The following is a 25,199-nucleotide window of genomic DNA, read 5'->3' on the forward strand; positions in this document are numbered from 1 at the left end:
GCTTCGAGGCCGGACCAGGATCGTCGCGGTGCCGGCACTGGCGCTGGTGAGGAGTTGGGCGTCGGATCGGCATCCCGGACTGAACTGACGGGTGGTCAATGGCCCGTCGTTGCGGTGGGAACGGTGTTGTCAGTGGGGCGCTCTAACGTTCTCGGCATGACACAAGCAGTACAGGCGTACGCCTATCTCCGTCCTTCCGCCGTGCGCGAGTCGAGCGCCGGGCGCAGCCTCGCGCTGGAGACCTCCGGCGGTGCGACCCCGGCCGGGGCCGTGTCCAACCCGCGGTTCTTCAGCGGGTTCCTGACCGCCCCCGTCGCTGCCGCCGCCGCGCTGCTCGCGGTCGCGGACGTGGCCGCCGCCCGGTACTACCAGCCGCAGTTGCGCGCGTCGCTGGACCCGGTGGTCACCGCCAACGGCGATCGGCTCCGCTTCGAGTCCTTCTCCGGCTGCTGCGGCGTCTACGCCCGCCTCGACGTGCTGGCGGACGGGCTGGACGGGGACGACGTCGGCCATGGCACGACCAACGTGGACGTCAACAATCCGCTCCGCGACGCACTCACCCGGATCGGCCCCTCCGACCCGCTGCATCTCGCCGTCGGCCCGGACGAGCTCGAAGTCACCACCTTCGACGGCCCGATGGTCGAGAAGAAGGTTCCGCTGCCCGACCGGTGGCTGCGCGGCTTCGCCGAGACGCAGGTGCTGGCGGCGGGCTTCGACCTGCGGGCCGAGGTGCCGGCCGCCGAAGCGGTCCGCTTCCTGCGCTCGCTACCGCGCGGCGGCGCGGGGCGTTCGGCTGCCCGCACCGCGCAGTGGGTGGTGCCGGCCGGACGGACGCTGCGTCCGACCAGCCGCCCGGTGCCCGGCGCGGTGTGCCTGCCCGGGCCGGAGCGCCTGGCCGCGCTGCAGCGGGTGCTGCGGTACGCGCTGGCGCTGCGGGTGTACGGGCCGCCTGCCGTTCAGTCACCTGCGGCGGCCGCGTGGGAGGTGGTGCTGCCGGGGATGCGGCTCACGCTGATGCTGTCGCCGGACGCCTCGCGAGGCTTCTCCGGCGAGGGCGGCGTACCTGCCGCGCTGGCCTCCGAGGACGCGGCGGCGGACGCGGAGCTGGTCTCGGTCCTGCTCGCCTGGGAGCCGCGGATCGACGTGGCGGAGCTCGCCGAGCAGTCCGGGCTGCAGGCAGCTCGCGTCCGCGCCGCGCTGACCCGGCTCGGCACGGCCGGGCAGATCGGCTACGACACGGCGGAGGCCGCGTACTTCCACCGCCAGCTGCCGTATGACGCCGGTCGGGCAGAGGCGCAGAACCCGCGGCTGCGGGCGGCGCATGCCCTGGTCGCGGCGGGGGCGGTCCGGTTGGACGCGGACGGGGGATCGGCCACGGTCGCGGTGGACGACCACGTGCAGCGGGTGCGGGTGGCGGCGGACAGCACGCTGAGCTGCACCTGCCTGTGGTGGGCCAAGTACCGGGGCGGACGCGGGCCTTGCAAGCACGCGCTCGCCGTGAGCCTGGTCCGGAGCGTTCGGGGAGTCCCGGCCGCCCAGGCCGACCCGGTCGCCCAGGCCGACCCGGCCGCCCAGGCCGTCCCGAGCGAGACGGAGGTCGGGGTCCGATGAGCCTGATCGACCTGGTCCGCGCCGCGGACGTGCAGGGCGTGGTCCAGGAGGTCGCCGCGCTTACACCGGCTCAGCGCCGGGCCTGCGTACCGGAGCTGAAGGCCCTGCTCAAGGAGCTGAGCGTCGAACGGCGGACGCACAGCGGGGAGCAGTGGGTGGCGCTGGCCGTCGCCGGTGCGGGGTGCAACACCGCCGCCACCGCTGCGGCGAGCTGGCTCGGCGGGCGTGCCGTCGTCGACAGCGCGGCGTCGGTCAGTCCGGCCCTGCTGGACGTCATCGAGCGCCAGCCGTTGGAGTGGCAGACGACGGTGATCGCCAGGATGGCCGAGCGACGCGCCCCGCGCTGGGGCTGGTCCTCGGAGTACCCGCTGCTGGAACACCTGGTCCGGACCACCGGATGCCCGGTGCCGACCACCGACGCCTTCGTCACCAACTGGTTCCGTGACCGCACCTGGTACCGCGCCTGGCCTGCGCATCTCGCCGGGCGGCCGCAGGGCCCCGGTCTGTGGGAGCGCCTGTCCGGTGACTCCTTCGCGCCGTTGCTCGTGCCCCGGTTGTTCGACCTCGCCGACATCGGGGCCGAACTCGACGGGCCGTGGGGTGCGGCGGACGACAAGGAGCGGTGGACCGGGTGCCTGGTCCGGCTGGCCGAGCAGGGTCTCGTCGACCGTGGCGAGATGATCGACCGCTGCCTCGCCCGGTTGGCCCGTGGCGGACGCCAGAACGACCAGCGGGCGTTCCTGAAGCTGCTCGCCGCCTTCGCGCCGACCCAGGACGAGATCAGGCAGCGGGTCAGGAGCTACCTCGCGCTGCTCGGCTGCCCCACCCCCGTGGCGGAGCATGCCCAGCAGGTGCTGACCGATCTGGACGAGGCCGGGCTGCTGGACCCCGAGCTGCTCGCCGAGGCATCGGAGACGGTGCTGTTCCGCAGCGAGAAGAAGCTGGTCCGCGCCCAACTGCTGTGGCTGGACCGGGCCGCGCGTCGTGACCCGGGGCGGTCCTGGCAGGTCGTTCTGGCGGCGGCGGGCGCGTTCGGCCACCCCGATCCCGATCTCCAGGAGCGGGCGCTCAAGGTGGTCGCCCGTCATCTCGACGCTGCGGGCAGCGGCGTCCTGCCGGAGCTGAGCGCGGCGGCCACGGCACTCAACCCGGCCCACCACAGACGGGCCGAGGAGTTGTTCGGCCTGGCGGTCGACACACCGGCCGGCCCGTACGTCGAGTTGCTGCCGCCGGTGCCGCAACCCCGGCAGGTCCCCGCACCGCTGGGGAGCGCCGCCGAGGTGGCCGAGGAGGTCAGCGCAGTGCTCGCCCATGACGCGGGCGACGCCGACGTCATCGCCTTCGAACGCGCCCTCGACGGGCTGGTGCGGCACGCCTTCCTGGACCGCGCGGCGCTCACCGAGGCCCTTGAGCCCGTGCTGCGGATCCGCCGTTGGAGCGCGCGCGGCCAGTGGTGGGACTGCACCGCGTACGACCTGCTCTATGTCGCCGCCGCTGTCGCCGGGCAGGTGCCCGCGCACCACCTGCTCGCCCCGCTGCAAGGGCCTCACAGCCCGCTGCGCGGCAGGCTCACCACCGCCTTCGGCGGGCAACTCGCAAGCCGCCTGGAGGAGGCGGCCTGGTACGCACTCAGCGGCCGCATTCCCTTCCTGCTGGCCACGCCGACCTCCGCCACGGGCGCGCTGGAGGCCGCGACGCTGGTCGAACGGCTGGCGGCCTACGAGGCTCAGGGAGTGGAGCCCGGTCCTGCCGACCTCTCGCAGGCACTGCTCCGGGTCGTCCCGACCCGGGATCCCGGGGTGCTGGCCGCCGCCGAGCGGCTGACCTCCGCCGCCGGTCGGCGTGCGGCCCGGTGGATCCAGGTCGGCGGACTGCCGAACCAGGCGTCCGTCCGGGCCGAGCTCGAGCCGGACGCGCCTCCGTCGCGGGCACGCTGGGGTGAGTACTCCTGGCCGGACGGCGACCGGAGCACGGCCGGGCAGCCCGGCGTCCCGCTGGACGAGCTGCTCTCGGCCGACAGCATGCGCCTGGTGCGGCCGACCTCCGGCCGGGGTGAGCCGAGGTTCTCCTCCTGGTCCTACCTGCCGTCGCCGCACTGGCTGGCGATGCTCCCCAACCACCGGGAGGAGTTGGCCCTGCGCATGCTGCACGGGTTCGCCGGTGCCTCGGGCATGGAGGAACGAGGGAGCTCGCAGTTGCTCCCCCTGCTCGCGGAGGCGGACGGTCCGGCCGGTCCGGCATTGCACCTGGCCGTCGCCTACGGCTTGGGGGCCCGTTTTCCCGAGGACCGGTCCGCAGCCGTGGACGCCCTGCTGGTGCTCGCGGCCCGCGGCGACCTGGACGGCCCGATGCTCGGACGGGAGTTGGCCGGGCTGGTGCGCTCGGGAGAGGTGAAGTCGAACCGGCTGGCCGACTCGGTGCGGAGCGCGGCCGACACCGGGGCCTACGGCACGGTCTGGACGGTGCTGGCCGCGACGCTGCCAGGGCTGCTTGCCGAGGAGCCGATACGGGGCGGCGCCGATCTGCTGGCGGTGGCCGGCGACTGCGCCCGGCGCAGCGCGGCGCGCGGAGAGATCGCCGAGGTCACGGCAGTGGCCGGGCGTGGTGGTTCGAGCCGTCTGGTGAAGGAGGCCGGGTTGCTGAGGGAGGTGTTGGCTGCGGGGTGATCTCTGCGGCGGACCGAACCCGGGCTCGTCGACATGAGGGCCCGGGTTCGCGGTGCGGGCGCCGACGACTTGGCGCAGCCTGGAGACATGGACGCCACCCCATCCTCTTCCGGGTCCACTCCCGGCGAGCAGCCCAAGCACCTGGTCCACGTGGACGCCTTCGCCATCGATCCCCGTCGCCGGCTCGTCAGTATCAACGGCGCCCCGCACGTGCTGATGACTCGCGAGGAGTTCGAGAGGCGGGTTCACGAGGCATTCCCCAACCTCGACCTGAACGACCCGGAGCAGACCTACTGGGTGGACAGCCCCGGGGGCTGGCCGGTCTGGGACTCCGAAGAGTCCTGAGCCCGGGGCTTCGGCCTCCGCCGAGGGCTGGTCAGCGGGTCGGCGGGAGCAGGGAGTCGAGCAGCGACTCCGGGTCGGCGTCGCGCGCGCGGGGCCGCGCGGTATGACAGGCCGCGGCCGGTGCGCCGCATGTGCGGAAGACCAGGTAGGTCGCATGCCGCATCGTCCGCGCTCTGCTCGACCGAGCCGCTTCCCTGCACTGAGAGACTTCCGTGCACTGAGAGAGCAGCCCGGGGTCAGCCCCGCGAAGGGCCCGGCGCGGTTCCTGGGACGGAGGCTCCCCGGACGGAGGCGACTGCCGGGCGCAGCTGTGCGGCCAGCAGCGCGGGTGCCGTCACCAGGGACGGGCCGTACCAGGTCAGATGGCGTCCGCTCACCAGCGCGGACGGCAGGCCGGGGAAGGCCTCGGGGCCGTCGGTGGCGGTGAAGCGGTAGGGCTCGTCCGGCAGCACCACCGCCTCCGACCCGGCGGCGAGCAGCTCGGGCAGGGGAATGGCGGGGTAGCGCTCGGCGTGGTCGGCGAAGAGCTGGTGCACGCCCAGGCGCGCCAGCAGGTCCCCGGCGAAGGTGTCCCGTCCCAGCACCATCCACGGCCGCCGCCAGATCGGAACGACGGCGCGTACCCTCGCGCCGTCGCCGCGAACGTCCTGCCAGGCGGCTTGGGCCTGGTCGAGCCAGAGCGGCCGGGGAAGCCCGCAGGCGAGGGTGAGCATGCGGTCGAGTGAGCGCAGGGCCTGGTCCAGCGTGCGGACCTCGGTGACCCAGACTTGGATCCCGGCCGCGCGCAGGGCGTCCAGGTCGGAGACGCGGTTCTCCTCCTCGTTCGCCAGTACCAGATCGGGGGCGAGCGAGGCGATCCTGCCGGTGTCCGGGTTCTTGGTGCCGCCGATCCGGACCACGTCCAGATCCGCGGGGTGCGTGCACCAGTCGGTGGCGCCCACCAGCAGTCCCGGCGCGGTCGTGGCCACGGCCTCGGTCAGCGAGGGCACCAACGACACCACCCGCCGCACGTCGCCCAGCCGCAGCGGGTGGTCCTGGTCGTCGTGTTCCGTGCGAAGGGCGGTCGGGTGCGCGGGGCTGGCCATGCCCTCGACGCTACCCGGCTCCGGGCGACCCCGGCCGTGTGGCCGGGACAGGTGCTGGCGTGAAGCTCTGAACGGTGGTTCACTTCTTTCATGGCCTACCGCAGGACACCCGCAGTCCACGACCGCCTGAACGCCGCCAGGGAGCACCTGGTGGATCAGGCCATCGGGGTGGTGGCAGACGTCGGCTGGGCGAACGCCTCGGTCACGGCCGTGGCCGCGGCAGCCGGGATGTCGGCCGGATCGGTGTACCAGCACTTCCCGTCCAAGGCGGCGCTGGCGGTCGAGGTCTTCCGCCGGGCGGCAGGACGCGAGGTGGACGTCCTCGGCCAGGTCCTGCGAGAGGGCGGCGGCGACCCGGTCGAACGGCTGGAACGGGGAGTGGTCCTCTTCGCCCGCCGCGCCCTGGAACGACGCGGGCTGGCCTACGCCCTGCTCGCCGCCCCGTCCGAGCCCGCGGTCGGACAGGAACGACTGGAGTTCCGACGCCGCTACCGCGAGGTGTTCGCCGCAGTGGTCCGCGAGGGCGTCGACGCAGGACTGCTGCCCGCGCAGGACCCGCAGGTCACCGCGGCGGCGCTGACCGGGGCGATCGGAGAGGTGCTGGTCGACCCGTTGTCCGGACCGGTCGAGGGCGCCGCCGCCGACCGCGTCGTCGCCGAGCTGGCTGCGATGTCCCTGCGCTGCGCCGGCGCAGCCCCGCGCCCGGCACCGGCCGCAGTACCCCTCGCTGCACCGTCCTTGTGAGGCACCGACCCTGTGAGGCACCGTCCCTGTGAGCTGGAGGACCGCATGACCCCGACCGCGCACGCCGCAGAGCACGTGACGCCGCACGCGACACCGCCCGCGTCACCGCACAGCAGCCCCACGGCGAGCACCCACGAGGTGACCAACCAGGCTCCGCCGCTGGTCGGCCACGACGTCGCCGACGACCCGGCGCTGCTGGAGGGCGTACGGCGGGAGGGCGCCGAGTGGCATCTGGACGACCTGCACCGCCTGGGGCGGTTGGCCGGTTCGGAGGAGGTCCAGCGCTGGGGCGACGAGGCCAACCGGTACGAACCCGTGCTGCGCACCCACGACCGCTACGGCAACCGCGTCGACGAGGTGGAGTTCCACCCCGCCTACCACGCGTTGATGGAGGTGGCCATCCGCGAGGGCCTCGGCGGCGCGCCCTGGGTTGAGAACAGGCCGGGCGTGCATGTGGCCCGCGCGGCGGGCCTGATGGTGTGGAGCTCCGCCGAGGCGGGCCATACCTGCCCGGTGTCCATGACCTACGCCGTCGTCCCGGCGCTACGGTCCGCCCCGGAACTCGCAGCGGTCTACGAGCCGTTGCTGACCAGTCGGGTCTACGACCCCGGTTTGCGGGCACCGGCGGGCAAGCGCGGGCTGCTCGCAGGCATGGGCATGACCGAGAAGCAGGGCGGCTCGGACGTCCGGGCCAACACCACGACCGCCACCGAGCAGGCGGACGGGACCTGGCGGCTGCGCGGGCACAAGTGGTTCACCAGCGCGCCGATGAACGACCTGTTCCTGGTTCTCGCCCAGGCGCCGGGCGGTCTCACCTGTTTCCTGGTGCCCCGGGTGCTGCCGGACGGGAGCCGCAACACCTTCCGGATCCAGCGGCTGAAGGACAAGCTCGGCAACCGCAGCAACGCCAGCAGCGAACCGGAGTTCGACGACACGGTGGCCTGGCTGGTTGGTCCCGAGGGGAGGGGTGTCAAGACGATCATCGACATGGTGACCATGACGCGGCTCGACTCCAGCCTCGGGTCCGCCGCCGGAATGCGCACCGCGCTCACCCGGGCCGCCCACCACGCCCGCCACCGCTCCACGTTCGGCACCAAGCTGATCGACCACGCGCTGATGCGCAACGTCCTCGCCGACCTCAGCGTCGAGTCGGAGGCGGCGACCACGCTGGTGCTGCGTACGGCGGGTGCCGCCGACCGTGCGTTGCGCGGCGACGCCCAGGAGCGGTCGTTCCTGCGGCTGGCCACGGCGATCGGCAAGTACTGGGTCTGCAAGCGGCAGCCCGCGATGGTCGCAGAGGCGCTGGAGTGCCTGGGTGGCAATGGTTATGACGAGGCATCAGGTATGCCCAGGCTCTACCGGGAGGCCCCCCTCAACGGCATCTGGGAGGGCTCGGGCAACGTCAACGCGCTGGACGTGCTGCGGGCGATGACCCGGGAGCCGGACGCCCTCGAGGCGTATGCCGCCGAGATTGCGGCCGCCGCCGGCGCGGACTCCCGACTGGACGACGCCTGGCGGCAGTTGCGCGGCGAGCTGGTGGTGACCGAGGACGCCGAACTGCGCGCCCGCCGGCTGGTCGAACGGATGGCACTGGTGCTGCAGGGCTCGCTGCTGGTCCGGTACGCACCCGCCGCGATCGCCGACGCCTTCTGCGCGTCCCGACTTGCGGGCGACCGTGGTCTGGCCTTCGGGACGCTGCCGTCGGGCCTCGACCTGGGTGGCATCCTCAGTCGCACGCCGGGGGCGATGAGCTGAGCCGGCGATGGGGTGAGCCGGGCCGTGCGTTGAGCCGGGCCATGGGTTGAGCCCGGCCATGCCTTGAGCCGGGCCATTGCGTTGAGCCCGGCCGTGGGCTGAGCCCCGGAGCGGTCGGCCTCAGGTGGCGATCGTCCTCCCGTCCGCGACGGTGGTTCCGCCGATGGCCCAACTCTCCGCGGGCACGTCCTCGATGGTGACCCAGATGTTCTCCGCCGAGGCCCCGGTGGCCCGGACGTAGGCGTCGGTGAGCTCGCGGGCGAGAGCCCGCTTCTGTTCCACGGAGCGTCCGGTAACCTGCTTGACCTGGATGAGCGGCATGTTCGGCTCCTTACGTGGGGGCGATGCAGAGGTCAGGGCGCCGGGTCCAGTGTGATCGGCAGCGAGCGAAACCGCCTGCCGGTGGCGTTGTGGACGGCGTTGGCGACGGCGGCCGCGATGCCGACGAGCCCGATCTCGCCGATGCCCTTGACCCCGACCGGGTTGGCCCGGTCGGGGCCGCCGACGAACACAACGTCGATGTCCGGCACGTCCGCGCTGACCGGCACCAGATAGTCGGACAGAGTGCCGTTGGCGATGCGCCCGGTCCCCGCGTCGGTGACCGTCTGCTCGAACAGGGCCATGCCGATGCCGCCCACGATGCCGCCGACGATCTGGCTGCGGGCGGTCTTCTCGTTCAGGATCCGGCCGCCGTCGACCGCGCTGACGACCCGGGCCACCCGGATCGTCCCCAGGTCGCGGTCGACGCGGACCTCCACGAAGTGCGCGGCGAACGCCCCGGCCGGTGCGGTGCCGTGGCCGGAACCGGGGTGCGAACCCCGGTCCTGTTCCTGGTCCTGGTCCCGGTCCTGGTCTTCCGGCTCGGGCGGGGCGCCGGCGCCCCTGGCGCCGAGCTCGTGCAGGCCGCCGTGCCGGGCCAGCAGGTCGAGGTAGGACTCGCCGGCCGCCGGATCGTCCCGCAGGTGGATGCGGCCTCCGTCGACCGCCAGGTCCTCGTCCCCGACCGCGTACAGCGGCGAGGCGGCGTCCTGGCGCGCCAGCCCCGCGAAGATGCCCACGAGGCGACGGCAGGCGTCGTGCACCGCGGCACTCAGCGCGACGGTCAGACCGGAGCCGCCTGCGGGCGGGGCCGCCGGCAGGTCGCTGTCGCCCAACTCGAAGCGCACCACGCGCGGATCCAGCCCGAGCAGCCCGGCGGTCAGTTGCGTGATGACGGTGCGGGTCCCCGTGCCCGGGTCAGCGACCGCGCTGCTGACCATCGCGGTGCCGTCCCGGTGCAGCACGACCCGGGCCTGGCAGGGCAGTTGGGACCAGGGGAAGCTCACTCCCGCCATCCCCCGGCCGACCAGCCACCGTCCCTCGCGACGGGAGCCGGGCCTCGGGTCGCGGTCCGACCACCCGAACCGCTCAGCGCCGACGGCGTAGCACTCGCGCAGCGCGTTGCTCGACCAGGGACGGCCCGACCGGGCGTCGGTCCCGGCGAAGTTGCGCAGCCGCAGCTCGACCGGATCGATGCCGAGCCGGTGGGCGAGCTCGTCCAGCGCCGACTCCACCGCGAAGTTGCCCTGCGCCGTGCCGGGCGCGCGCATCCACCCGGGGCAGGGGATGTTCAGGCGCACCTGCCGGTCCCGGGTGGACAGGTTCGGGCAGGCGTAGGCGTAGGTCGTCCCCGGGGTGACCGGCTCGTCGTTGTCGTCCTCCAGCGCGGTGGGCGTGGTGCTCTCGTGGTCGACGGCGAGGAGCCTGCCGTCGCGGTCGACACCGATGCGCAGGCGCTGGACGCTGCGCGGGCGGTGCCCCAGCGAGGAGAACATCTGCGGGCGCGTCAGCACGAGCTTGACCGGGCGGCCCACGGTCCGCGCGGCGAGCGCGGCCAGCATGACGTGGGGCCACGTCCGCAGCCCCGCGCCGAAGGCGCCGCCGACGCACGGCGCGACCACCCGGACGCCCTCCTCGGGCACGTCGAAGGTGGCCGCCAGTGCCCGGCGCACCACGAGCGGTGCCTGCGTGGAGTCGTAGACCAGCAGCGAGTCGCCGTCCCAGGCCGCCACGGTGGCGAACAGGCCCAGCGGGTTGGTGGTGTTGTCCGCCGTGGTGAAGGTCTGGTCGTAGCGGACGTCCGCTCGCGCGAGCGCACGCTCCACCTCGCCGCGCCGAACATCGCGTTGCCAGGGGTCGGTGAGCACCAGGGCCCGGGGATCGTCGAGATCCAGTAGGGCGTCCTCGGTGTCCTCGTAGCTGACCCCGACCAGGTGCGCGGCCTCCGCGGCCTGCTCCGGGGTCCGGGCGACGACGACCGCGACCGGCTGGCCCCAGTGCAGTACGCGGTCGTCCTGGAGCGGCGGCGCGGCCCAGGTCCCGCCGGCGGTTGCCGAACACGGGTACAGCTTCGGCGCGTTGAGGTGGGTGAGGACGGCCAGTACGCCCGGCGATGCCTCGGCCTCGGCCGTGGCCAGGTCCGGCATCCGTCCGGTGGCGACCGTGCTGCGGACGAGTACCGCGTGGACCAGGCCGGGCAGTGTGCGGTCGGTGGGGTACTCGGCGGCACCGGTGACCTTCGCCAAGCCGTCCACCCGGTCCAGCGGCTCGCCCACCGGCGGCAACTCGCCCACGAGTTCGGGTTCGGGTTGGATTGCGGGTGCGGGTGCGGGTGCGGGTGCGGGTGCGGGTGCGGGATCGGGATCGCCGAGCGCCCCCGGACCCCCGACGGGGTTCATGACCCCACCCTGGTCACGGCCTGCAGGGCGCGCAGGACCGTGCGCTCCGCGAGAGGGACCTTGAAGGCGGTGCCCGGCACCGTCACCGCGCCGAGCAGTGCTGCCTTCGCCGCGGCACGGAGAGCGCGCGGTGTCGGGGCTCGGCCTCGCAGCAGGTCCTCGGCCGCCCTGGCCCGGCGAGGCGTGGTGCCCACACCGCCCAGCCCGAGCCGGACCGTACGGATCACCCCGTCCTCGACCAGCACGGCGGCGGCGCACGAGGCGAGCGCGAAGTCGAAGGACGCGCGGTCGCGGACCTTGAGGTAGCCCGATCGGGTGCCGACCGGCAGCAGCGGGACCTCCACAGCCGTGATCAGTTCGCCGTGGCCAAGGACTGTCTCCAGGTCCGGGGTCTCGCCGGGCTCCAGGTAGAACTCCGCCAGCGGGATGCTGCGCGGACCGCCCGGCCCCTCGACGTGGACCGTCGCGTCCAGGGCGACCAGGGCAGTCGTCAGGTCGGAGGCGTGCAGGGCGATGCAGTGGTCGCTCACCCCCAGCACGGCGTGCGGGCGCGCCGCACCGGTCACCGCCGCGCACCCGCTCCCCCTCAGACGCTTGTTGCACGCCGGCACGGTGGGATCGCGGAAGTAGCCACAACGGGTTCGCTGGAGCAGGTTCCCGCCGATCGTGGCCATGTTCCGCAGCTGGGTGGACGCGCCGAGCAGCAGGGACTCACGCACCAGGGGGAGGCGTTCGACGACGACGGGGTGGGCCGCCAGTTCCTCCATGGTGGTGAGCGCGCCCACCCGGATCGAGTCCGCCAGCCGGGTGACGCCGCCCAGCGGCAGCGCGCCGATGTCGATCAGCCGGTGCGGGCGGAGCACTCCGTCCTTCATCAGGTCCAGCTGGGTGGTGCCGCCGGCGAGGAAGGACGCGTGCGGGTCCGAGGACACCGCCGCGACCGCCTCGGCGACGTCCGTGGCCCGGATGTACTCAAACGCCCGCACGGTCACCGCCACCGGCCCCGGCGACCTCCCGGATCGCCGCGACGATGTTCGGGTACGCGCCGCAGCGGCACAGGTTGCCGCTCATGTACTCGCGGATCTCCTCGTCACTGCCGGCCCGCCCCTCGGCGATCAGGCAGACCGCGGACATGATCTGACCCGGTGTGCAGAAGCCGCACTGCAGGGCGTCGTGGCGGAGGAACGCCCGCTGCATCGGATGCAGGCCGCCGGAGTCGGGGCCGGAGTCGTCCGCGGTGGCCAGGCCCTCGATCGTGGTGACCTCCCGGCCCTGCGCCTGCACCGCCAGCATCAGGCACGAAAGCACCGGTCTGCCGTCGACCACGACCGTGCACGCACCGCATCCGCCCTGGTCGCAGCCCTTCTTCGGGCCGGTGAGGCCGAGCCGCTCGCGCAGCGCGTCCAGCAGGGTCAGCCGGGTGTCCTCCTCCAGCCGGTACCCGGTTCCGTTCACCCGGAAGCTCACGGCGGCGCGGGGGAGCCGATCCGGTGGGGCAGAGGTAGAGCCAGGACTCGAGGCAGAGGCAGATGTGTCGCGCTCGGCATCGGACCGATGGTCCATGCGTGCCCCCTCGTGCTTGTCGCGGGACGCTCGGACGGGCCCGCTCGCGGCCGTGCGGGCGCTGCGCGTCGCGCGGCTCGGCCCGGACACCACTGTGCGTCCTCTCCCCACGACCTGCCCGGCGGCTTCGGCCGAAGAGGGGGGTGCCTTCACTCAGCGGGCGTTTGCCGCCGGCCGCTCAGCGGGGTCCCCAACCACTGTGCCACCGGCTTCTCGGTGGCGATGACGTAGCCCAGCGCGATGGCCGCGCTGAGCCCGGCGCAGCGCAGGATCAGCCACGACAGCAGGGTGAACACGGCGCCGTAGGGGCCGAACTGCGCCACGCTGCGGTCGAGCGCCCCGGGCAGATAGAGGCGCGCCGCCCAGCTGAACCCGACTCCCGCCAAGCCGCACAACAGCGCACCCGGCAGCAGCGGCAGCCAGGGCACCCTGCCGATCAGCAGCAGGTGCTGGGTCCACCACCACAGCAGCGTGCTCGCCGCCAACGACAGCGGGAAGCCCAGGACCGGACCGCCGCCGAACGCGTTGAAGAACGGTCCCTGCACGACGAGCGTGGCCGTCCACACCGCGAGCCACAGGAACCAGCGCAGGGCGGCGACCCGGGCATGGGCCCTGCGCAGCCGCCAGGAGATCTCGCAGACGCGTTGCAGGGCCCGGCTGCACGCTGTCGCCGAGAGCAGCGTCACGACCACTCCGAGCACCCCGAACGTGTCCCTGGTCTCGCCCGTCCCCGAGTAGATCACCTGCTGCACCTCGTGGAGTGCCTCACCGCGCAGGCCGACCTCCTCGCGCAGCGAGGACAGCAACTGCTCGCGTAGGGCCGCGGGCGCGAAGGCGGCGAAGACGAACAGGGCGGGCAGGACGCTCAGGAAGAGCTGCGCGGCGATCCTGGTCCCCCGGTCCAGGATGCCGACATGCAGCAGTTGTTCGGTCACCCGGCTGGTGAAGGGCAGCCGGGCCCGCAGTGTCGCGACGGCGTCGGCGGCTGCCTTCGCCGGACGGATCACCCCGTTGCTCCGTCACGTGCCAAGGACGCGCTGCTTTGCGGCGGCGAACTCGGCCTCCGACAGGAGCCCCTGCCCGTAGAGGTTCCCGAGCCGCTCCAGCGTGGACAGGGCTTCGGCGTCCAGGGCGGGGGAGGCGGCGTCGGGAGCGGGCGCGGCGGGGGGAGCGGCGGCCGGCTGCGGCGGCGCCGCCTCCTCCGCTGCCGCGCGTCCCTGCTGGCGGGCGGCCACTCGTCCGCTGACCGCGGTGGCGGTGCCGGCGACGACGGCGGTGCGCGCCGCGGCGCCGATCAGCCCGGGGCGGCCGCCTCGGGAGAGTCGTCGGCCGATCATGACGCCGCTCCGTTCGAGCCGATGGCAAGCAGGGCCTTCTCGACCACCGAGGCCGGAATCCGCTCATGGGTCACCAGCACGCCGTCCGCGTCCCGGATCGCCCGGACGATGGCACCGGCCCAGGTGTTCTCCCACACCAGCAGGGCCGCCGAGGATCCTGCCGGGATCTCCTCGGCGATCACGGCGAGGTCCTCCTCGCTGAGCAGGCCGCCCACCTCGCCGTCGAGGTCGGCGAACATCGCCGCCTCGTCGGCCTCCACGCTGTCCAGTTCGAAGTACCGCACGGTGCCGTCGGCGTCGCGCTTGATGAAGGTGAGATCGAGGATTCGCACGATGCCGGCATCGACGAGCCTCTTCAGTTCCGGCACGATCTCACCTCGGAACCGGGATCCGGGGAAGGCGACGACTATGTACTCCACAGGTCCGACATCGGTGTCCATTCGCTGATGCCTCCTTCGGGCGAAGCGCGACGATCTCACGCGGGCGATCTCATGAGGGCGATCTCACGGGGGTAACCCCACGAGTGTTGAGCCGGTGGTCTCATGCTGCGCGGTCGCGCGACTCGCAGCCACTCGGCCGTCACCCCGGATGGGCCAGCGCAGGTCGCGGCCGGGGTGGGGCGGAGCGAGGGTGGGGAGAGGTCGCGTGGGAGCCGGTCCCCGGCCGTGGACTTGGGCGGACGAGTGAACAGATCTTGGGTAGGGGCCGTAGCCGCGCTGCTCGGCGCGGCCGGGAGCGCGGCCGGCCTGTCGGCCTGCAGCAGTTCCTCGACCGGCACGAGCCTTCCCTCGGCCGGCGTGTCCACCTTCTCGCCTGCGACGGCGTCGTTCTCCGGGGAGCCCCCCTCCGCACTGGCATCGCTCGCCTCGGCCGCCCAGGCGTCGGTGCAAGCCGCCGCCTCATCCGCACAGGCCGCCGCGTCGGCGTTCTCGTCGTCCGTGTCCGCGGAGTCCAGCCGGGCCGCCGCAGCCGCCCGGGCAGAGCTGGCGGGGGTGTCCGGCACAGGCAACGCCGTGGCGGACGTGGGCCTCACCGGAATCAACAGGTCCCAGACCGGGGGTCTGCACGCCGTGGTGGTCACCATCACCAACAACAGCGGCCAAAGGGCCTCCTATGCGGTGAAGATCGACTTCGACGACAACGCCGGCAACGTCGTCGACAGCGCCGTCGTGGGCGCCGAGAACCTCGACCCGGGCAAGAAGGCCCAGCCGATCGCCTTCAGCACCAAGCCGGCCGACCAGGTGCTGATCCCGAAGGTCGCCCAGGCCCAGCGGTACTGAGACCGGTCGGTCTGCGTCCAATACCGGCCGCCTCGGTGGGGCCGGGGCTGTGCGCCCCGGCCCCACCGGACGTGAACGGCTCCGCGCGCGCTGCTCAGTCGAGCAGCGCGGTCACGCTGCCCGCGCCGACGGTGCGGCCGCCCTCGCGGACGGCGAACCCGAGCCCCGGCTCCAGCGGTACGGGCCGTCCCAGCTCCACGGTCATCTCGACCGTCTCCCCGGGACGGGCCACGCCCGCCTCGCCGTGCAGCTCCACGTCGCCGACCACGTCCCCGGTGCGCAGGTAGAACTGCGGCCGGTAGCCGGTGGTGACCGGCGTGCGCCGACCGCCCTCGGCCGTGCCGAGCAGGTACACCCTCGCGGTGAACCGGGTGTGCGTGGTGACGCTGCCCGGGGCCGCGACCACCTGCCCCCGGCGGACCTGCCCGCGCTGCACACCGCGCAGCAGCAGCGCGACGTTGTCGCCGGCCTCGGCGAACTCCATCGGCTTGCCGAAGGTCTCGACGCCCGTGACCACCGAGGCGACCCCCGGGCCGAGGCCCAGCACCTCCACCCGGTCGCCCATCCGGACCCGGCCGCGCTCCACCGCGCCGGTGACGACCGTGCCCCGCCCGGTGATGGTGAGCACGTTCTCCACCGGCAGGAGGAAGGGCGCGTCGGTGTACCGGACGGGTGTGGGCACATGGGTGTCCACGGCGTCCAGCAACTCCCCGAGCGCGGCCGTCCACTGCGGGTCCCCGGCCAGGGCGCGCAGCCCGGACACCCGGACGACCGGGAGCTCGGCTCCCGGATAGCCCTGGGCGGTGAGCAGCTCGCGCACCTCCAGCTCGACCAGGTCCAGCAGCTCGGGGTCGCCCGCGTCGGCCTTGTTGAGGGCCACCACGATGTGCTCGACGCCGACCTGACGGGCCAGCAGCACATGCTCGGCCGTCTGCGGCATCACCCCGTCCTGCGCGGACACCACCAGGATCGCGCCGTCCAGCTGGGAGGCGCCGGTGATCATGTTCTTGACGAAGTCGGCGTGGCCCGGCATGTCGATGTGGGCGTAGTGCCGGGTGTCCGTCTCGTACTCGACGTGCGCGATGTTGATGGTGATGCCGCGGGCGGCCTCCTCGGGGGCGCGGTCGATCCGGTCGAAGGGGACGAAGCTGCCGTTGCCCGGGTCGGCGAGGACCTTGGTGATGGCGGCGGTGAGGGTGGTCTTGCCGTGGTCGACGTGACCCATGGTGCCGATGTTGAGGTGCGGCTTGGTGCGCACGTAGGCCTGCTTGGACATGGTTTCTTCCTGGCTTCCCGGGCCGGCTCTCGGAGAGCTCGGCGCCCGTGGGACGTGGGGGGACCTCAGCGACGGGCCGACCTTCCCCGTCCGAGGTCCCGGGACATCCCGGGGAAGGTCAGCGTCGCGCGCCGTCGAACCGCGCGGCAGCGAGTGCGGCTGCGGCGACGGTCGGGGCTGCGGCAGCTGCGGCGACTGCGGTGGTCGCCGCAGCTGCCGGTGCCTGAACCAGTGCCAGGGCAGCGGCCATCGCACCCGCGACTGCGGGCTTCCGTGCGATGGCGTAGCTGTTCATGGCGGTCATCCTGCCGTCCGGAGTGGCCGCTGCGCGACCGAATTTCGCTGCGCTGCTGCAAGGATGGAGGGCATGACCGACGCGCGCACGGCTCACACGGCTGACCTGGACGCCGCCACGCTCAGGGCGGCACGGGCCCTTCTCGACGACGCATTCGAGGGCGACATGTCCGACCACGACTGGCAGCACGCCCTCGGCGGGGTGCACGCCCTGGTGTGGGAGGGCACGGAGTTGGCCGGTCACGCCTCGCTGGTGCGGCGTCGGCTGCTGCACCGTGGGCGGTCGCTGCGGACGGGATACGTGGAGGCGGTCGGGGTCCGTGCGGACCGCCGTGGACGGGGATACGGGACAGCCCTGATGGATGCGCTGGAGCAGGTGCTGGCGGAGACGTACGACCTCGGGGCCCTCAGCTCCTCGGAGCTGGCTGTGGACTTCTACCTGCGGCGCGGCTGGATCAGATGGGAGGGGCCGACCTCGGTGCTGGCGCCGACGGGCATCGTCCGCACCGAGGAGGAGGACGGCTCCGTCTTCGTGCTTCCGCTGGCGCTCCCGGTGGATCTTTCCGGTGAACTCGTCTGCGACTGGCGCGAAGGCGACGTCTGGTAGCGGCGGATGGGGCAGACTCTGAGGACATCCACGTCGTTCCGGTCCGTTCCTGGGGGAGCCATGCAGAGCGAGAACACCGTCGACCACCCGACCACGCTGATCACCGGCGGTGCCACTGGAATCGGCGCCGCGACCGTCCGGCGACTGCTGGCGGCCGGACACCGGGTCGCCGTCACCGGACGCGACCAGGACCGGCTGGACCGGTTCGCAGCCGAACTGGGCGCGGGCAGGGACGTGCTGCTGCCGCTGGCCGCGGACGCCACCGACTACGACGCGGTCCGCGGTGCGGTCGAGGCCACGGTCAAGGAGTTCGGCCGACTGGACCATGTCATCGCCAACGCGGGCTTCTCCACCCACGACAACCTGGCCGACGGCGACCCCGGGCAGTGGCGCGAGATGCTCATGGTGAACGTACTCGGACCGGCCCTGCTGGTGAAGGCCGCACTTCCGGCGCTCCAGGAGAGCGGCGGAAGGATCGTGCTGGTTGGCAGCACCGCCGGGATCAAGAACACCCCGGGCAACATGTACTCCGTCACCAAGACGGCGCTCACCTCGCTCGCCGAGAACGCGCATGTGCTGGTGACCGGCTCCGGCGTGGGCGTGACCCTGATCGCCCCAGGGCGCGTCGACACCCCGTTCTGGAGCAGCCACCCCGACCGGGTCGTCCCCCAGGGGCCGGTGCTGACCCCCGACCACATCGCCGACGCCATCGTCTGGGCGCTGCGCCAGCCGGCCGGGGTGGACGTCAACACGGTGGTCGTCCGACCGCTGGGCCAGGTGCACTGAGCCCGCAGGCCGCCGGACGGCACGGCGCTCTTTCGCTGCGCCGCAGCCCGTGTTGGGATGGAGTGCATGAGCGAACGGAGACGCGAGGGCTACTCGGGGACAGGACCGGGGCCGATCACGCCCGACGGGTGCGCGGTGGAGCTCTACACGCGCCTGCCCGTGGGGGAGGAGCCGGACGTCATCGAGAGAGCCGTCCCGGCCGGAGCCCGGATCCTCGAACTGGGCTGCGGGGTGGGCAGGGTGACCCATCCGCTGCTTGCGCGCGGCTTCGCGGTGACGGGCGTGGACGAGTCGCCGGAGATGCTCGCCAGGGTCCGCGGCGCCCGTACGGTTCTGAGTCCCATCGAGGCGCTGGACCTGGACGAACGCTTCGACGTGGTCCTGCTGGCCTCGTTCCTGGTGCATGCAGGAGACGCCGAGGTTCGCCGTGGGCTGCTGCGGACCTGCCGACGGCATGTCACCGAGGGTGGCTGCGTGCTGATCCAGCGCGAGGGGCAGGGCTGGCACGACAACGCCCCCTGGGAGCGCGAGTCCTACGGCGGGATCGTGCGCCTCGCCTCGTCCGAACCGGTCGGCGCGGGCGTCCACTCGGTCCGGTTCGAGTACGAGTTCCCCGACGCCACGTGGACCCAGACGTTCCTGTCCCGCCCGTTGACGGAGCAGGAGTTCGCGGAGGCGCTGGCCGAGGCGGGGCTCGTCGTCGACCTGTGCCTGACGGAGGACGGGACATGGGTCCGGGCGCTGCCGGTCACTACGGCAGAGCTGACCCAGACGGCAGAGCTGACCCAGACGGCAGAGCTGAGCCAGACCGCAGAGCTGAACCAGACCGCAGAGCCGCAGCAGCAGGCGTGACGGCCGGGCGGCTCAGTTCTCCTGGGGCGGTGGCGCCGAGGTGCGCCGCCGCTCGGTGCTCACGACCACGCCGACCCCGGCGACGACGATCGCACCACCCAGCGCGATCGGCCAGCTCACCGGCTCCGCGAGGATCAGCCACCCCAGAGCGACGGCGACGACCGGGTTGACGTACGCATAGGTGGAGACCAGCGACAGCGGCGCGTTCTGCAGCAGCCAGGCGTAGGCGGTGAACGCGACGATCGAGCCGAAGACCACGAGGTACGACAGTGCCAGCCAGGAGCTGGTGCTGATCGCCGCGAGGTGCACCCGGTGCTGCTCGCCCCGGCCGAGCCCGAGCAGCAGGTCGCCTGTGCCGCCCGCGAGCATCTCGTAGGCGCTCGCCACGAAGGGGTTCACCGGCATCGGCAGCCGCGAGGACGCGAAGGAGCCGGTGGACCAGAGGATCGCGGCAGCGATCACCGCGACCACACCGCTGAGCTTCACGCTGCCCGCGATCCCCGGCACGGTGAGGACGATCAGGCCGACGAAGCCCAGCAGCACGCCGACCACCGTTGCCGCGCGCGGCCGGTCGCCGAAGGCGGCGCGGAGCACCACCACCCACAGCGGCACGGCGGCGACCAGGAGTGCGGCGAGTCCGGACGGGATGACCGTCTCGGCCAGCACGACCAGCCCGTTGCCCCCGACCAGGAGCAGCAGCCCGACCAGGACGACCGATGCCAGCTGCCGTCGGGTGATCTTGAGCGCGGAGCGCTCGGAGCGCCGGGAGCGCCAGGCGATCACCCCGGTGAGCAGCAGCCCGGCGGCGAGGAAGCGCACGGCGGCGGAGAGGAACGGTGGCATGGTCTGGTCGGCGATGCGGATGGCCAGGTAGGTGGATCCCCAGACGACGTAGACCAGGCCGAGGGCCGTCCAGGTCATGCCACCGAGCCGTCCGGCATGACCACTGGCATGCCCCTTGGCGTCGGGGAGGTCGGAGCCGACCGAACCGGCGGAGCGGAGACCCGAGCCGGGGGAGTCCGGAGTGCCGACGCCGGACGAGGCTTGGGCAGGGGGTCCTGACATCAATGTCTCCTTGTTTTGCTGCTGTACGTCACCAGAGAAGCCAACCGCACTCGGTTGTCGGACGCCAGCGATAATCTGACGTAGTCCTCGGCGGGAGCGGGGCGGAGACAGTGGAGAGCGGAGACAGTGGAGAGGTGACGACCATGGCTGACGCGCGCACGGGTGCGCCCGGTGGTGGTATCGCCTGGTTCACCGTCCCGACGCCGCTGCCCAGCGGCCTGGTCCGGGTGGGGGTCACCGCGCTGGGCGTCGCCTCGGCGAGCCTCATAGGTACGGCTCCCGGCCGGGCAGGAGACCAGGTCTCGACCGGAACCGAGGACGACGCCAAGGCCCGGCTGGTCGCGCAGCGGCTCGCCGAGTACTTCGGCGGCAGCCGCCGCGACCTGGAACTGCCGATCGACTGGCGACTCACCACGGGTCCGCAGCGCGCGGTGCTGCAGACGCTGCACCGGACGGTCGGCTACGGGCAGACCGTCACCTACGGAGAACTGGCCACCCGCAGCGGAGTGTTCGAGGACGGGCCGGGCGAGCATGCGCTCGCGGCGCGCGCGGTCGGGTCGATCATGGGTTCCAACCCGGTGTTCCTACTGGTGCCCTGCCATCGGGTGGTGGCGGCCGATGGCATAGGTGGGTTCGGTGGTGGCCCGCTCGGTATGGAGGTCAAGCGCTGGCTGCTCACCCTGGAGGGGGTCCTCGCGCCCACGCTGGACTGGGACGGCCCGAGTTGAGTGGAGCCGCACCGGTCAGCCGACCGGTGCGGCCTCGGCCTCGGACGGCTGCGGAATGCCGTAACTTGCCGCCCGACGTGCCGCGCCGTCACGCAGGGTGAAGGCGAAGACGGAGGATGCCAAGGCGATGGCGGCCAGTACCAGGTAGGTGTCCTGGTAGGTGGAGACGGGCGGACCGGAGCGGCCTGCCGCGCCGACCGCCTCGCCGGTCATGAGCAGGGTGGTCACCACAGCTGGGGCGAGTGCCGACGAGGTCTGCCGGACGACAGTGTTGAGCGTCGACGCCTGGCTCACGTCGGCCCTGGCTACGGTGCTGAGCGAGGCCACGGTGGTCGGCATGAACACCCCGCCCATGGCGATGCCGAGGAGGAACATGTAGAGCCGGAAGGTCCACAGGCTGGTGTGCAGGTCACAGGTCGACAGCAGGACCAGCACGGCGGCGACGCCGAGCAGCCCGGTGCCGATGATCACGCGCGGGCCGACCCTCGCGTAGAGCACGCCGACCACCTGCACGGTGAGCAGGACGCCGAACGCCTCGGTGAAGGTGCTGGTGCCGGAGTCCAGCGCGCTGACGCCCAGCGCCTCCTGGAGGAACAGCGGCCCGAGGAACATCGCGCCCAGGATCGGCACCAGGCCGACGAGGTTGATCAGGTTGGTGTCGCGGAACAGCCGGTCGTGGAACAGGCGCAGCCGCAGGATCGGCTCGGCGGTGCGGAGCTCCACCCACACGGTCGCCGCGAGCAGCACGGTTCCCGCCACGAGGGCGGTGAGGATCTCGGGGGAGGTCCAGCCGCGCTGGGCGCCCGCGCAGACTCCGTAGGTCAGCGAGGCCAGCCCGGCGGCGGAGAGCAGCAGCCCGGGCAGGTCGAAGCGCGGAGCCCGGCTCGCGCCGGAACCGCGCGCGTTCGGGCGGGCGTCGAGGCGGTGCTCGTCAAGGCGGTGCTCGTCCAGGAAGTACCACCCGAAGAGCACCGCGAGCAGCCCGAACGGCAGGTTGACGTAGAACACCCAGCGCCAGGAGAGCCCGTCGACCAGCACCCCGCCCAGGATCGGGGCGAGGGCTGGGGCGATCTGCTGAGGGATGATCATGACCCGGGAGGCGCGGACGCGTTCACGTGCCGAGAAGGTGCGGAACAGCAGTGCGCTCGCCACCGGTGTCAGCATGCCGCCGGCGAGACCCTGCAGCGCCCGGAACAGCACGAGTTCACCGAGACTGCCCGCCGCCCCGCACAGTGCGGAGGACAGGGCGAACAGCCCCATGGAGAACAGCAGCAGCCGCTTCCCGCCGAGGCGTTCGCCGAGCCAGGCGGATGCCGGGACGGCCATGCCGACGCAGACCGGGTAGACCACGACCACCCCGTCCAGGCCGGAGGGTGCGAGATGGAACTGGCCGCCGATGGCGGGAAGGGCCACGGTGGTGATGGCACCGTCGACGATCACGATGAAGACGGTGGCGACGGACATGATGGGGACGACGACACGCTGGCTGAGGCGGCGGTGGGCCATGGGGGGACCAGTCCTGTGGGCGCATGGGAGATCATCGTGACGGCAGCGGCACGGAAACGGGGCGGGTCGGTCCGGGCTGTCCGGGCCTCCCGCACATACTGAGCATACTCACTATGAGTGGACTCACAAGAATGGAGGGGGCTGCGGATGAAGCCACCCGGCAGCAGTGACGTCCTCGTGGACGAGCTCTACGCCACCACCCAGCGGCTGCGCACCTACGTCGACGCGCGCCTGCGTGAGCACGGCGCCTCCGTCGCCCGGCTCCGCGCCATGCGGATGCTCGCCGCCGCCCCGGAGCCGCTGCGGATGCGGGACCTCAGCGAGATGCTCGGCGTGGCCGCCCGGACTGCCACCACCGTCGTCGACAGCCTCGAACGGGACGGCCTCGTCGAGCGCGTACGGCATCCCCTCGACCGCAGGGCGTTCCTGCTCGCCCTCACCCCGCTCGGGCGCGAGCGGCACACCGAGGCAGAGGTCGTCGACCGGGACGCCCTCGCCGTCGCGACCGGCGGACTCGACCCGGAGGGCCGCGCGCGGTTGCGCGAACTTCTCGCCACCATCCGTGCAGCGGTCGTCGACTGACGCTACGTCAGGACTTACGCGCCGCCGCGAGGATCTTGGCCGTGGTGTGGAAGAACCGCGCCGTGGCCAGGACGTCGAAGTTCTTCTCGATGCCCGCGATCGGGTTCCCGCCCAGTCGGCCCTTCTCCAGCCGCATCACGACGAACAGCTCGGACGACGTCCTGCTGGTGCCCAGCACCTCCCAGTCCCCCTTCGGGGAACGCAGCGGCAGCGTCAGTCCGGTGAGCGGCGCGGAGGTGAACACCACGCTCAGCCGCACCTCGGGGGTGACCTCGACCTGGTCGAACGGCGACTCCAGCAGCGCGGCCTCCAGTTCCGCCACCGTCCGCAGCATCACCGGCACCTCGAATCCCAAGCCAGTGCGCAGGCGCTCCTCGATCGCCCGGGTCAGCCCGGGACGGTCGGCGCCGCCCGCCCCCGCGGCCGGCGCCGGGCCCGACTCCGGGAGCGTGAAGAACACGTTCCCGCTGGCGATGTAGCTGCGGACGTCGCGCAGTCCCAGCTCGGCGAACAACTCCCGTACCAGTGCCATCGGTGCCTTGCGTCCGCCCACGTTGACCGCCCGCAGGAACGCGATGTAGGTGTCCTGTGCCACGCCTTCGGCCACGTCGTCAGCCCTTCCTCGTCATCAGGATCACGTCAATGCGGGAGAGGTGGTACGTGGCGGCGGTGGCGTACTGGCCCTTGGTGGCCCAGGTCTTGTCGCTCGCGGTGATCGGACCCGGCTCCACCAGCCAGATCCGGCGCGGAGCGACGGAGATGCAGGGAACCCGGTTGACGCAGATGGTCGGTTTGTAACTCCCGTTCTGCTCGGGCGACTCGGTCGCCAGGAACTGGTCGAGCCGCACCCGGGAACGAAGGTAGTACTGCACGCCCGTGCCGATCATGTAGCCGTCCCACCCGCCGTAGTACACCCCGTCACCGGGTCGGGCCGCTTTCGCGAGAGTGTCCGCGGCCGCCTGGTAGGCCCAGTAGTCGGGCGCGGTTCCGCGGGGGTAGCGGGTCCACTCGTGTGCGCCGTAGCTGCGCAGTTCGCGCTGGTCGGGGAAGGAGAGCACGGCGCCCAGCGCCAGGCCGAGCACCGCGGCCGCCGCCACGATGCGCTGCGGCGTCCGAGCCGAGGTGCGGACGGCCACCTGGCGCGCGACGCCCACCAGCCCGACCGCACCGAGCAGGCACCAGGCGGGAAGCGTGAACAGCAGGTACCGGGCGAGGAAGTAGGACGTGCCGAGTTCCGAGATCACCAGGACGGCGAGGACGGGGAGCACCGCGCACGCGGCCAGCAGCAGCAGCGCGCTGCGCCGCTGCCGCCAGGTCAGCAGTCCGGCGGCGCAGATCAGCACGAGCATCATGACCGCGTACCCGTACGAGGCGAACAGGGTCGGCCAGAGTACCCGCAGATCATGCACCGGGGTGCTGAGGTTGGGTGAGTCGAGCCAGAACAACTGGCTCCCCACCTGGGCGTGCCCGAGCACCGCCAGCGGTGTCAGCACGGCCGCCGCGGCGGCGACCGCGCCCCCGAACCACAGCAGCAGATCGCGCCGACGCTCGCGCCACCAGTGGACGAGGATACCCGCCGCGTGACCGGCCAGGCAGGCCAGGGCGACCAGGTGGAAGGCGCCGACCAGGACCAGCGCGGCGGAGTACGCGACCCACCGGCGCCTGCGAACCATGCGCTGCCTGCGCTCCCCGAGTGGGTCGGGGCCGGCGGAACCTGCGCGCGGCTGGTCCTGCCGGTCCTGCTCGGGGCCCGGACTCTGCAGTTCCAGGGCGCGGAGGAGGAGCAGCGTCGCGAGCGCCACGGCCATCAGTGCGAAGGCGTAGGACCGTGTCTCCTGGCCGTATCTGGACACGCTGGGGGTCAGCGCGAACAGCAGTCCGCCGACGACGCCGACCGCGCGCCCGTACAGCCGCACCCCGATCCGCGTGGTCAGTGCGGCTGCCGCGGCCATGGCCAGCGCGGAGGGCAGCCGCAGGGCCGTCAGCGAGTCGCCGAACAGGCTTGTCCAGAAGTGCAGCAGGAGGTAGTAGAAGCCGGTGGACGCGTCCACGTTCCCGAGCAGGGAGAACAGTTGGCCGAGGCCGCGGGTCGCGGCGCTGATGCTGGCGAGTTCGTCGCGCCACAGTGCCGCCCGGGCCGAGTGGAAGAGCGAGAGGAGGAGCGTCACCAGCGCGGGCCCGCCCCAGAGGAACACGCCCGGCCTGCCTGTGGGGACAGGCGGACGGATCGTTACGGGGGAGGACACGTACACCTCGTTGATCGTCGTCTCCAGGAGTCGGCAGACTCGGATCGTAGCGCTGGTTTATTAGCAGTCCGTGTGTGAGACGTTGCGACTCGCCCGCCGTAAGGAAACCGTCGCACCCGGCGGCCGTGCCGACCGGGTGCGACCGCTGCGACGG

Annotated in this window: 26 protein-coding genes; 11 read left to right on the forward strand and 15 right to left on the reverse strand. The window is 72.6% G+C overall.

The features are described 5' to 3' along the window. Nucleotides 1-156 precede the first annotated feature (156 nt). From ABIA33_RS17110 to ABIA33_RS17120, 3 genes are all read left to right on the forward strand, one after another. A complete protein-coding gene (locus ABIA33_RS17110; protein WP_370082339.1) occupies nt 157-1,611 on the forward strand; it encodes an SWIM zinc finger family protein in 1,455 nt (484 codons plus the stop codon). After that, the gene (locus ABIA33_RS17115; protein ID WP_370082341.1) at nt 1,608-4,277 is read left to right on the forward strand and encodes a DUF6493 family protein; all 2,670 of its coding nucleotides are present in this window, start codon (nt 1,608-1,610) and stop codon (nt 4,275-4,277) included. Before ABIA33_RS17110 ends, ABIA33_RS17115 begins: the two co-directional genes overlap by 4 nt. A gap of 87 nt (nt 4,278-4,364) precedes the next feature. Beyond that, nucleotides 4,365-4,622, forward strand: coding sequence for a hypothetical protein (locus ABIA33_RS17120; RefSeq protein ID WP_370082343.1), 258 nt, complete (start codon nt 4,365-4,367; stop codon nt 4,620-4,622). Nucleotides 4,623-4,653: 31 nt separating this feature from the next. On the opposite strand, the gene ABIA33_RS17125 is transcribed toward ABIA33_RS17120, so the two are convergent. Both ABIA33_RS17125 and ABIA33_RS17130 read right to left on the reverse strand, forming a co-directional pair. Continuing rightward, nucleotides 4,654-4,785, reverse strand: coding sequence for a hypothetical protein (locus tag ABIA33_RS17125; RefSeq protein WP_370082345.1), 132 nt, complete (start codon nt 4,783-4,785; stop codon nt 4,654-4,656). A gap of 73 nt (nt 4,786-4,858) precedes the next feature. After that, nucleotides 4,859-5,707 (reverse strand): helical backbone metal receptor, encoded by an 849-nt coding sequence (locus tag ABIA33_RS17130; protein WP_370082347.1) that lies wholly within the window; start codon nt 5,705-5,707, stop codon nt 4,859-4,861. A gap of 90 nt (nt 5,708-5,797) precedes the next feature. Here ABIA33_RS17130 and ABIA33_RS17135 point away from each other — a divergent pair, with 90 nt between their 5' ends. Both ABIA33_RS17135 and ABIA33_RS17140 read left to right on the forward strand, forming a co-directional pair. Continuing rightward, complete coding sequence (locus ABIA33_RS17135; protein ID WP_370082349.1) at nt 5,798-6,451, forward strand: TetR family transcriptional regulator; 654 nt, start codon at nt 5,798-5,800, stop codon at nt 6,449-6,451. 45 nt (nt 6,452-6,496) lie between these two features. Beyond that, on the forward strand, nt 6,497-8,206 hold the full coding sequence (locus ABIA33_RS17140; RefSeq protein ID WP_370082351.1) for an acyl-CoA dehydrogenase family protein: 1,710 nt from the start codon (nt 6,497-6,499) through the stop codon (nt 8,204-8,206). A 120-nt stretch (nt 8,207-8,326) separates the two neighbouring features. On the opposite strand, the gene ABIA33_RS17145 is transcribed toward ABIA33_RS17140, so the two are convergent. The 7 genes from ABIA33_RS17145 to ABIA33_RS17175 form a co-directional block, all read right to left on the reverse strand. Continuing rightward, nucleotides 8,327-8,527 (reverse strand): 2-hydroxymuconate tautomerase, encoded by a 201-nt coding sequence (locus ABIA33_RS17145; protein ID WP_370082353.1) that lies wholly within the window; start codon nt 8,525-8,527, stop codon nt 8,327-8,329. 32 nt (nt 8,528-8,559) lie between these two features. Continuing rightward, complete coding sequence (locus tag ABIA33_RS17150) at nt 8,560-10,923, reverse strand: xanthine dehydrogenase family protein molybdopterin-binding subunit (RefSeq protein ID WP_370082355.1); 2,364 nt, start codon at nt 10,921-10,923, stop codon at nt 8,560-8,562. Further along, nucleotides 10,920-11,921 (reverse strand): xanthine dehydrogenase family protein subunit M, encoded by a 1,002-nt coding sequence (locus tag ABIA33_RS17155; RefSeq protein ID WP_370082357.1) that lies wholly within the window; start codon nt 11,919-11,921, stop codon nt 10,920-10,922. Before ABIA33_RS17155 ends, ABIA33_RS17150 begins: the two co-directional genes overlap by 4 nt. Continuing rightward, complete coding sequence (locus tag ABIA33_RS17160; protein WP_370082359.1) at nt 11,896-12,486, reverse strand: (2Fe-2S)-binding protein; 591 nt, start codon at nt 12,484-12,486, stop codon at nt 11,896-11,898. The genes ABIA33_RS17155 and ABIA33_RS17160 overlap by 26 nt, the downstream gene beginning before the upstream one ends. 149 nt (nt 12,487-12,635) lie before the next feature. Further along, complete coding sequence (locus ABIA33_RS17165; protein WP_370082362.1) at nt 12,636-13,493, reverse strand: YhjD/YihY/BrkB family envelope integrity protein; 858 nt, start codon at nt 13,491-13,493, stop codon at nt 12,636-12,638. A gap of 12 nt (nt 13,494-13,505) precedes the next feature. Then, a complete protein-coding gene (locus tag ABIA33_RS17170) occupies nt 13,506-13,823 on the reverse strand; it encodes an SHOCT domain-containing protein (protein WP_370082364.1) in 318 nt (105 codons plus the stop codon). Beyond that, nucleotides 13,820-14,263, reverse strand: coding sequence for a DUF6325 family protein (locus ABIA33_RS17175; RefSeq protein WP_370082366.1), 444 nt, complete (start codon nt 14,261-14,263; stop codon nt 13,820-13,822). Before ABIA33_RS17175 ends, ABIA33_RS17170 begins: the two co-directional genes overlap by 4 nt. A gap of 243 nt (nt 14,264-14,506) precedes the next feature. On the opposite strand from ABIA33_RS17175, the gene ABIA33_RS17180 reads away from it, so the two are divergent. Next, entirely contained in the window at nt 14,507-15,103 is a 597-nt protein-coding gene (locus ABIA33_RS17180) for a hypothetical protein (protein WP_370082368.1), read from the forward strand. A gap of 94 nt (nt 15,104-15,197) precedes the next feature. On the opposite strand, the gene tuf is transcribed toward ABIA33_RS17180, so the two are convergent. Beyond that, on the reverse strand, nt 15,198-16,379 hold the full coding sequence (gene tuf, locus ABIA33_RS17185; protein ID WP_370082370.1) for an elongation factor Tu: 1,182 nt from the start codon (nt 16,377-16,379) through the stop codon (nt 15,198-15,200). Nucleotides 16,380-16,497: 118 nt separating this feature from the next. Then, nucleotides 16,498-16,674 carry a hypothetical protein gene (locus ABIA33_RS17190; RefSeq protein WP_370082372.1) on the reverse strand — a complete coding sequence of 59 codons (177 nt, stop codon included), beginning with the start codon at nt 16,672-16,674 and terminating at the stop codon, nt 16,498-16,500. Between the two features lie 63 nt (nt 16,675-16,737). Here ABIA33_RS17190 and ABIA33_RS17195 point away from each other — a divergent pair, with 63 nt between their 5' ends. The 3 genes from ABIA33_RS17195 to ABIA33_RS17205 all read left to right on the forward strand — a co-directional run bounded on the left by ABIA33_RS17195 (nt 16,738) and on the right by ABIA33_RS17205 (nt 18,918). Next, a complete protein-coding gene (locus ABIA33_RS17195; protein WP_370082374.1) occupies nt 16,738-17,280 on the forward strand; it encodes a GNAT family N-acetyltransferase in 543 nt (180 codons plus the stop codon). Nucleotides 17,281-17,340: 60 nt separating this feature from the next. Then, nucleotides 17,341-18,066: an SDR family oxidoreductase gene (locus ABIA33_RS17200; protein WP_370082375.1), complete on the forward strand. Its 726-nt coding sequence runs from the start codon at nt 17,341-17,343 to the stop codon at nt 18,064-18,066. Nucleotides 18,067-18,132: 66 nt separating this feature from the next. Then, entirely contained in the window at nt 18,133-18,918 is a 786-nt protein-coding gene (locus ABIA33_RS17205; RefSeq protein ID WP_370082377.1) for a class I SAM-dependent methyltransferase, read from the forward strand. Between the two features lie 12 nt (nt 18,919-18,930). Here ABIA33_RS17205 and ABIA33_RS17210 read toward each other — a convergent pair whose 3' ends face one another. Continuing rightward, nucleotides 18,931-19,983, reverse strand: a complete 1,053-nt coding sequence (locus tag ABIA33_RS17210; RefSeq protein ID WP_370082379.1) for an EamA family transporter — start codon at nt 19,981-19,983, stop codon at nt 18,931-18,933. A 143-nt stretch (nt 19,984-20,126) separates the two neighbouring features. Between ABIA33_RS17210 and ABIA33_RS17215 the strand changes: the two genes are divergently transcribed. Beyond that, nucleotides 20,127-20,711 carry a methylated-DNA--[protein]-cysteine S-methyltransferase gene (locus ABIA33_RS17215; protein WP_370082381.1) on the forward strand — a complete coding sequence of 195 codons (585 nt, stop codon included), beginning with the start codon at nt 20,127-20,129 and terminating at the stop codon, nt 20,709-20,711. Between the two features lie 15 nt (nt 20,712-20,726). On the opposite strand, the gene ABIA33_RS17220 is transcribed toward ABIA33_RS17215, so the two are convergent. After that, the gene (locus tag ABIA33_RS17220; protein WP_370082383.1) at nt 20,727-22,217 is read right to left on the reverse strand and encodes a DHA2 family efflux MFS transporter permease subunit; all 1,491 of its coding nucleotides are present in this window, start codon (nt 22,215-22,217) and stop codon (nt 20,727-20,729) included. Nucleotides 22,218-22,364: 147 nt separating this feature from the next. Here ABIA33_RS17220 and ABIA33_RS17225 point away from each other — a divergent pair, with 147 nt between their 5' ends. After that, nucleotides 22,365-22,799, forward strand: coding sequence for a MarR family winged helix-turn-helix transcriptional regulator (locus ABIA33_RS17225; protein ID WP_370082385.1), 435 nt, complete (start codon nt 22,365-22,367; stop codon nt 22,797-22,799). 7 nt (nt 22,800-22,806) lie between these two features. On the opposite strand, the gene ABIA33_RS17230 is transcribed toward ABIA33_RS17225, so the two are convergent. Together ABIA33_RS17230 and ABIA33_RS17235 are read right to left on the reverse strand one after the other, a co-directional pair. Further along, nucleotides 22,807-23,406 (reverse strand): DUF1697 domain-containing protein, encoded by a 600-nt coding sequence (locus ABIA33_RS17230; RefSeq protein WP_370082387.1) that lies wholly within the window; start codon nt 23,404-23,406, stop codon nt 22,807-22,809. 4 nt (nt 23,407-23,410) lie between these two features. Next, nucleotides 23,411-25,045, reverse strand: a complete 1,635-nt coding sequence (locus tag ABIA33_RS17235; RefSeq protein WP_370082389.1) for a glycosyltransferase family 39 protein — start codon at nt 25,043-25,045, stop codon at nt 23,411-23,413. Between the last annotated feature and the right edge of the window lie 154 nt (nt 25,046-25,199).

It is taken from the genome of Streptacidiphilus sp. MAP12-16 (genome assembly GCF_041262165.1).
In the GTDB taxonomy this organism is placed as follows: domain Bacteria; phylum Actinomycetota; class Actinomycetes; order Streptomycetales; family Streptomycetaceae; genus Streptacidiphilus.

What these genes read in the sequence shown, in the direction of transcription:
- ABIA33_RS17110 (WP_370082339.1), top strand. Translation starts at nt 157, where the DNA reads ATGACACAAGCAGTACAGGCGTACGCCTATCTCCGTCCTTCCGCCGTG.
- ABIA33_RS17115 (WP_370082341.1), top strand. Translation starts at nt 1,608, where the DNA reads ATGAGCCTGATCGACCTGGTCCGCGCCGCGGACGTGCAGGGCGTGGTC.
- ABIA33_RS17120 (WP_370082343.1), top strand. Translation starts at nt 4,365, where the DNA reads ATGGACGCCACCCCATCCTCTTCCGGGTCCACTCCCGGCGAGCAGCCC.
- ABIA33_RS17125 (WP_370082345.1), bottom strand. Translation starts at nt 4,785, where the DNA reads ATGCGGCATGCGACCTACCTGGTCTTCCGCACATGCGGCGCACCGGCC.
- ABIA33_RS17130 (WP_370082347.1), bottom strand. Translation starts at nt 5,707, where the DNA reads ATGGCCAGCCCCGCGCACCCGACCGCCCTTCGCACGGAACACGACGAC.
- ABIA33_RS17135 (WP_370082349.1), top strand. Translation starts at nt 5,798, where the DNA reads ATGGCCTACCGCAGGACACCCGCAGTCCACGACCGCCTGAACGCCGCC.
- ABIA33_RS17140 (WP_370082351.1), top strand. Translation starts at nt 6,497, where the DNA reads ATGACCCCGACCGCGCACGCCGCAGAGCACGTGACGCCGCACGCGACA.
- ABIA33_RS17145 (WP_370082353.1), bottom strand. Translation starts at nt 8,527, where the DNA reads ATGCCGCTCATCCAGGTCAAGCAGGTTACCGGACGCTCCGTGGAACAG.
- ABIA33_RS17150 (WP_370082355.1), bottom strand. Translation starts at nt 10,923, where the DNA reads ATGAACCCCGTCGGGGGTCCGGGGGCGCTCGGCGATCCCGATCCCGCA.
- ABIA33_RS17160 (WP_370082359.1), bottom strand. Translation starts at nt 12,486, where the DNA reads ATGGACCATCGGTCCGATGCCGAGCGCGACACATCTGCCTCTGCCTCG.
- ABIA33_RS17170 (WP_370082364.1), bottom strand. Translation starts at nt 13,823, where the DNA reads ATGATCGGCCGACGACTCTCCCGAGGCGGCCGCCCCGGGCTGATCGGC.
- ABIA33_RS17175 (WP_370082366.1), bottom strand. Translation starts at nt 14,263, where the DNA reads ATGGACACCGATGTCGGACCTGTGGAGTACATAGTCGTCGCCTTCCCC.
- tuf (WP_370082370.1), bottom strand. Translation starts at nt 16,379, where the DNA reads ATGTCCAAGCAGGCCTACGTGCGCACCAAGCCGCACCTCAACATCGGC.
- ABIA33_RS17190 (WP_370082372.1), bottom strand. Translation starts at nt 16,674, where the DNA reads ATGAACAGCTACGCCATCGCACGGAAGCCCGCAGTCGCGGGTGCGATG.
- ABIA33_RS17195 (WP_370082374.1), top strand. Translation starts at nt 16,738, where the DNA reads ATGGAGGGCATGACCGACGCGCGCACGGCTCACACGGCTGACCTGGAC.
- ABIA33_RS17200 (WP_370082375.1), top strand. Translation starts at nt 17,341, where the DNA reads ATGCAGAGCGAGAACACCGTCGACCACCCGACCACGCTGATCACCGGC.
- ABIA33_RS17205 (WP_370082377.1), top strand. Translation starts at nt 18,133, where the DNA reads ATGAGCGAACGGAGACGCGAGGGCTACTCGGGGACAGGACCGGGGCCG.
- ABIA33_RS17210 (WP_370082379.1), bottom strand. Translation starts at nt 19,983, where the DNA reads ATGTCAGGACCCCCTGCCCAAGCCTCGTCCGGCGTCGGCACTCCGGAC.
- ABIA33_RS17215 (WP_370082381.1), top strand. Translation starts at nt 20,127, where the DNA reads ATGGCTGACGCGCGCACGGGTGCGCCCGGTGGTGGTATCGCCTGGTTC.
- ABIA33_RS17220 (WP_370082383.1), bottom strand. Translation starts at nt 22,217, where the DNA reads ATGGCCCACCGCCGCCTCAGCCAGCGTGTCGTCGTCCCCATCATGTCC.
- ABIA33_RS17225 (WP_370082385.1), top strand. Translation starts at nt 22,365, where the DNA reads ATGAAGCCACCCGGCAGCAGTGACGTCCTCGTGGACGAGCTCTACGCC.